We start from the raw sequence: 4,196 nt of genomic DNA, 5'->3' as shown, positions 1-4,196 counted from the left end.
TGTCCCCTTCGTCTAGTGGCCTAGGACACCGCCCTTTCACGGCGGTAACAGGGGTTCGAGTCCCCTAGGGGACGCCACGATTACCCGCTCTGCGGGATTTTTAAGGGTCATTCAATTATTGAATGGCCCTTTTGTTTGTCTGGCGTTTGGCCAATTCCCTTTCAATGCTCTTCCTGTGTTCTGACCAGTGGTCGTGGCGGTCGCTTGCTAAATATTATTATGGTAATAATATCCAACCCATGAGAGTCGGAGGCTTTGATGAGCGATAAAAAAGCACAAACCCGCGAACGCATTCTGCAAGCCGCCAGCGCTGCGTTGGTCCAGCGTGGCCCGGCCGAGCCGAGCGTCGGTGAAGTCATGGGCGCGGCGGGGCTGACCGTCGGTGGTTTTTACGCGCACTTCGAAAGCAAGGACGCGCTGATGCTGGAGGCGTTCAGCCAATTGCTGGCGCAGCGCCGCGCCTCCATCGACGATATCGACACTCAGCTCACCGGCGAAGAGCGTCGGGCGCTGGTGGCGGCCTTCTATCTGTCGCGCAAACACCGTGATTCCACCTCCCAGGCGTGCCCTTTGCCGGCCACAGTGGGCGAAATGGGCCGTTTGCCGGACGCGTTTCGCGAGGTATTGAGCGAGCATGTCGAGTTGATGGTCGCGCAATTGGCCGGCAGCCCGGAAGACACCGACAAGGCCCTGGCAGACATGGCCTTGATGGTGGGTGGCCTGACCCTGGCGCGAGCGCTGGGGCCGGGCGAGTTGTCGGATCGCGTGATACGTGCGGCCAAGTCGGCGGTGCGCTGAAGAGGGGAGCATCATGGGCGCCTTCACCTGGATTCGTGGTTTCAATGGCACCGTTGGCCGCCTGGCACCGCGCATGGTTGCCGGCAGGATGCGTCGCACCTTCATGACCCCGCGCGACCTGCCGCCACGTGACTGGGAGCTGCCGTTGTTGGCGCAATCGGAGCGCATCACCTTGCGCTTCGGTTTGTCGGCCCTGCGCTGGGGCCAGGGGCCGACAGTATTGCTGATGCATGGTTGGGAAGGACGGCCGACCCAGTTTGCCAGCTTGATCACGGCATTGGTCAACACCGGCTATTCGGTGATTGCACTGGACGGTCCCGCCCACGGTCGTTCGCCGGGGCGTGAAGCCCATGTATTGCTGTTTGCCCGCGCGATGCTGGAAGCGGCGGCCGAGTTGCCACCGCTGCACGCGGTGATTGGCCATTCCATGGGCGGTGCCAGTGCGATGCTCGCGGTGCAACTGGGCTTACGTACCGGGGCGTTGGTCAGTATTGCCGCACCGTCACGTTTTCTTGATGTGCTGCGCGGCTTCACCCAGATGGTCGGCTTGCCACCACGGGCGCGTTCGGCGTTTATCCAGGAGGTTGAGCACACGTTCGGCATGCCGCTCAAGCACCTGGATGTGGCCCACTATCAGATGAACCTTCCCGGCCTGGTCGTGCATGCCGAAGACGATACCTTCGTGCCGGTCAAAGCCTCTCAAGCCATTCACGATGCCTGGTTCGACAGCCGCCTGCTGCGCCTGGAGCAGGGCGGTCACCAGAAAGTGCTGGCCGACACGCGGGTGATCGACGGCGTGCTGGCGCTGTTGGCGGGCTGCGGTTTACAGGAGCGCAAGAGCGCCTGATACACTGCCCGGCCGACATTAATCGACTGGGAGCAAGGCATGGGCTGGGACTTGGCAACGCCGTTTATCATTGACCTGCAGGTTTTTCCTGAAGACATCGACGGCCTGGGGCACGCCAATAACGCGGTGTACGTCTCCTGGCTCGAGCGCTGCGCCTGGCGCCACTCCCAGCGGCTGGGGCTGGATCTCACCGAATACCGCCGCCTGGATCGAGCCATGGCCGTGGTACGCCATGAGATCGACTACCTGGCCGCCGGCTATGAAGGCGACGAGCTGCAACTGGCCACCTGGATTGTCGATTGGGATCAGCGCCTGAAAATGACCCGCCGGTTTCAACTGGTACGTCCGTGCGACGGCGCAACCCTGCTGCGCGCGCAAACCACCTTCGTGTGCATCGAACTCTCCAGCGGCAAGCCCAAGCGCATGCCGGCCGAGTTTATCGAAGGCTATGGCCCCGCCCTGACAGGGGGTTAACGGTTGGCGTAGGAAACCCAGTAAACTGCGCCACGATTTTTGTTGAGTGTTTCCCATGCAAATTGCTTTGGCACCCATGGAGGGGTTGGTCGACAACATCCTGCGTGACGTGTTGACCCGCGTGGGCGGTATTGACTGGTGCGTGACCGAGTTCATTCGCGTCAACGACCGCCTGCTCACCCCTGCCTATTTTCACAAACTCGCTCCGGAGTTGCTGCACGGTGCGCATACCGCTGCCGGCGTGCCCCTGCGTGTGCAATTGCTCGGTTCCGACCCGGTGTGCCTGGCCGAGAACGCTGCCCTGGCCTGCGAGTTGGGCTCGCAAGTGATCGACCTGAACTTCGGCTGCCCGGCCAAGACCGTCAACAAGTCCCGTGGCGGTGCGGTGCTGCTCAAGGAGCCGGAGCTGCTCAACCAGATTGTCGAGCATGTGCGTCGCGCCGTTCCGGCCCATATTCCGGTAACCGCCAAGATGCGCCTGGGCTTCGACAGCCCGGACGGCGCGTTGGTGTGCGCCACGGCGCTGGCCGAGGGTGGCGCGGCGCATATCGTGGTGCATGCGCGCACCAAGACCGATGGCTACAAGCCGCCGGCCCACTGGGAGTGGATCCCGCGTGTGCAGGACGTGGTCAAGGTGCCGGTGTTCGCCAATGGTGACATCTGGAGTGTCGAAGACTGGCAGCGTTGTCGCGAAATCAGTGGCGCCGAAGACATCATGCTCGGCCGCGGCCTGGTGGCGCGCCCCGACCTGGCGCGGCAGATTGCCGCGGCGCGAGCGGGTGAGGAAGTGGTGGAAATGACCTGGGCGCAGATGCAACCCATGCTTCAGGATTTCTGGACTCAGTGCGTCGCTCAACTGACCGAAAAGCAGGCGCCGGGCCGCTTGAAGCAGTGGTTGGCGATGCTGACGCGCAATTACCCGCAGGCGGTGGAGCTGTTTACGGCCTTGCGCCGGGAGACGGATTTGCAGCAGGTCAGTCGCCTGCTGGGAATGGCCCATCCGGTGGCCGCCTGAGCGTGACCGACATTCGGCAGGCTCCTGTGACCTGATGCACTTCACCTGAAAAGAGCGCCTTTGGCGCTCTTTTTTTTGCGCGCGCGAATTAGCACAAAATTTCGGCTGGAGGGGGCTTGAATGTTATCGATCAATTGCATGTCCGCAGTTTATTAGCGCGTGTGACGGTTCTTCAGGCGCATCAGCGGCTTGCCGCAAGGGCTTATGGCGAATGTCCATGGGGCAAAGTCTGATATTGCCTTTTGGTTTCCTTATATGAGTGGCGATTTTAGGAACTCGATAGCCTAACTTTCCACGAACATAGTGACTGTGAGGCGTTGTTGCTTCCAGCTCGTCAAAACATCTCTCTCTTTCCTGAATCTTTATCTGCTTCAGGTGTTTGAACTAAGGATTTCGCTAATGTCTGTATCGTTTAATAATCGGCCACATGTGAATGTTGATCAGTTTTCGCTGGATAACAAACCTGTTGCCTCAGCAAAAAGCCCCGGCAATTCTAATGTGCAGTCCAGCGGTACTCCGATCAGCCAGGCGGGGTTGCGGAATGAAAAACCTCCGGTTCTCAACAATCAAGTAATGGTGCCTGGCGCTGCGTTCACTAAGTTATTCGACATGCTTGAACAGATCTTCAGCGCCATGCGCGAAATGTTCATGGGGCCGAAAACAGCGCCTGACATATTGCATGATTCAAACAAAACGTTGGTGAAAACGAATGCGCACCAGCATCCCGACAAGCAGAATATGAAGACGTTTGAAGTGAAGCTGCAACCCAGTACTCCTGGTGCGGTGACGTCAGAAGTGCCGGTTCAGAACCTGTCCGTTGGCATGCCGCGAGGACCACAACCCTCGATCGTCGTGACTAACGATGCCAAATCGGACATACATTTAAACGTCAGTGTGGGTCATTGTCACTGCCCTGAATCTGCGGACAGTGACGCGAAGTCGAAGATGCGGCCGGATAATAGGATCGCTATCAAACCGGGCAAGGACGCTGATGGCAAGGTCAAGGTCGAGGTCGAGACCAAGCGGGGCACGAACGCTGAAGGTAACGTGCAGGCCCAGGCC

At 59.7% G+C, this 4,196-nt stretch carries 5 protein-coding genes and 1 tRNA gene; all 6 read left to right on the top strand.

The genetic code is table 11. The annotated features are described in order from the left end of the window. Nucleotide 1 precedes the first annotated feature (1 nt). Nucleotides 2–77 (top strand) — tRNA-Glu (locus tag V6M90_RS29930). Nucleotides 78–258: 181 nt separating this feature from the next. Next, the gene (locus V6M90_RS29925) at nucleotides 259–798 is read left to right on the top strand and encodes a TetR/AcrR family transcriptional regulator (RefSeq protein WP_003175110.1); all 540 of its coding nucleotides are present in this window, start codon (nucleotides 259–261) and stop codon (nucleotides 796–798) included. Nucleotides 799–811: 13 nt separating this feature from the next. After that, the gene (locus V6M90_RS29920; protein ID WP_003175109.1) at nucleotides 812–1,645 is read left to right on the top strand and encodes an alpha/beta hydrolase; all 834 of its coding nucleotides are present in this window, start codon (nucleotides 812–814) and stop codon (nucleotides 1,643–1,645) included. A 39-nt stretch (nucleotides 1,646–1,684) separates the two neighbouring features. Further along, entirely contained in the window at nucleotides 1,685–2,119 is a 435-nt protein-coding gene (locus V6M90_RS29915) for an acyl-CoA thioesterase (RefSeq protein WP_003175108.1), read from the top strand. Nucleotides 2,120–2,174: 55 nt separating this feature from the next. Then, nucleotides 2,175–3,134 (top strand): tRNA dihydrouridine synthase, encoded by a 960-nt coding sequence (locus tag V6M90_RS29910; protein WP_141063202.1) that lies wholly within the window; start codon nucleotides 2,175–2,177, stop codon nucleotides 3,132–3,134. Between the two features lie 399 nt (nucleotides 3,135–3,533). Further along, a partial coding sequence (locus V6M90_RS29905) for a hypothetical protein (protein ID WP_332847660.1) occupies nucleotides 3,534–4,196 on the top strand: 663 nt, incomplete at its 3' end.

Source organism: Pseudomonas lactucae, from assembly GCF_036688725.1.
GTDB classification, from domain to species: Bacteria; Pseudomonadota; Gammaproteobacteria; order Pseudomonadales; family Pseudomonadaceae; genus Aquipseudomonas; species Aquipseudomonas lactucae.
The sequence above is the reverse complement of the archived record's forward strand: the minus strand, read 5'-3'. Positions and strand labels throughout refer to the sequence as shown.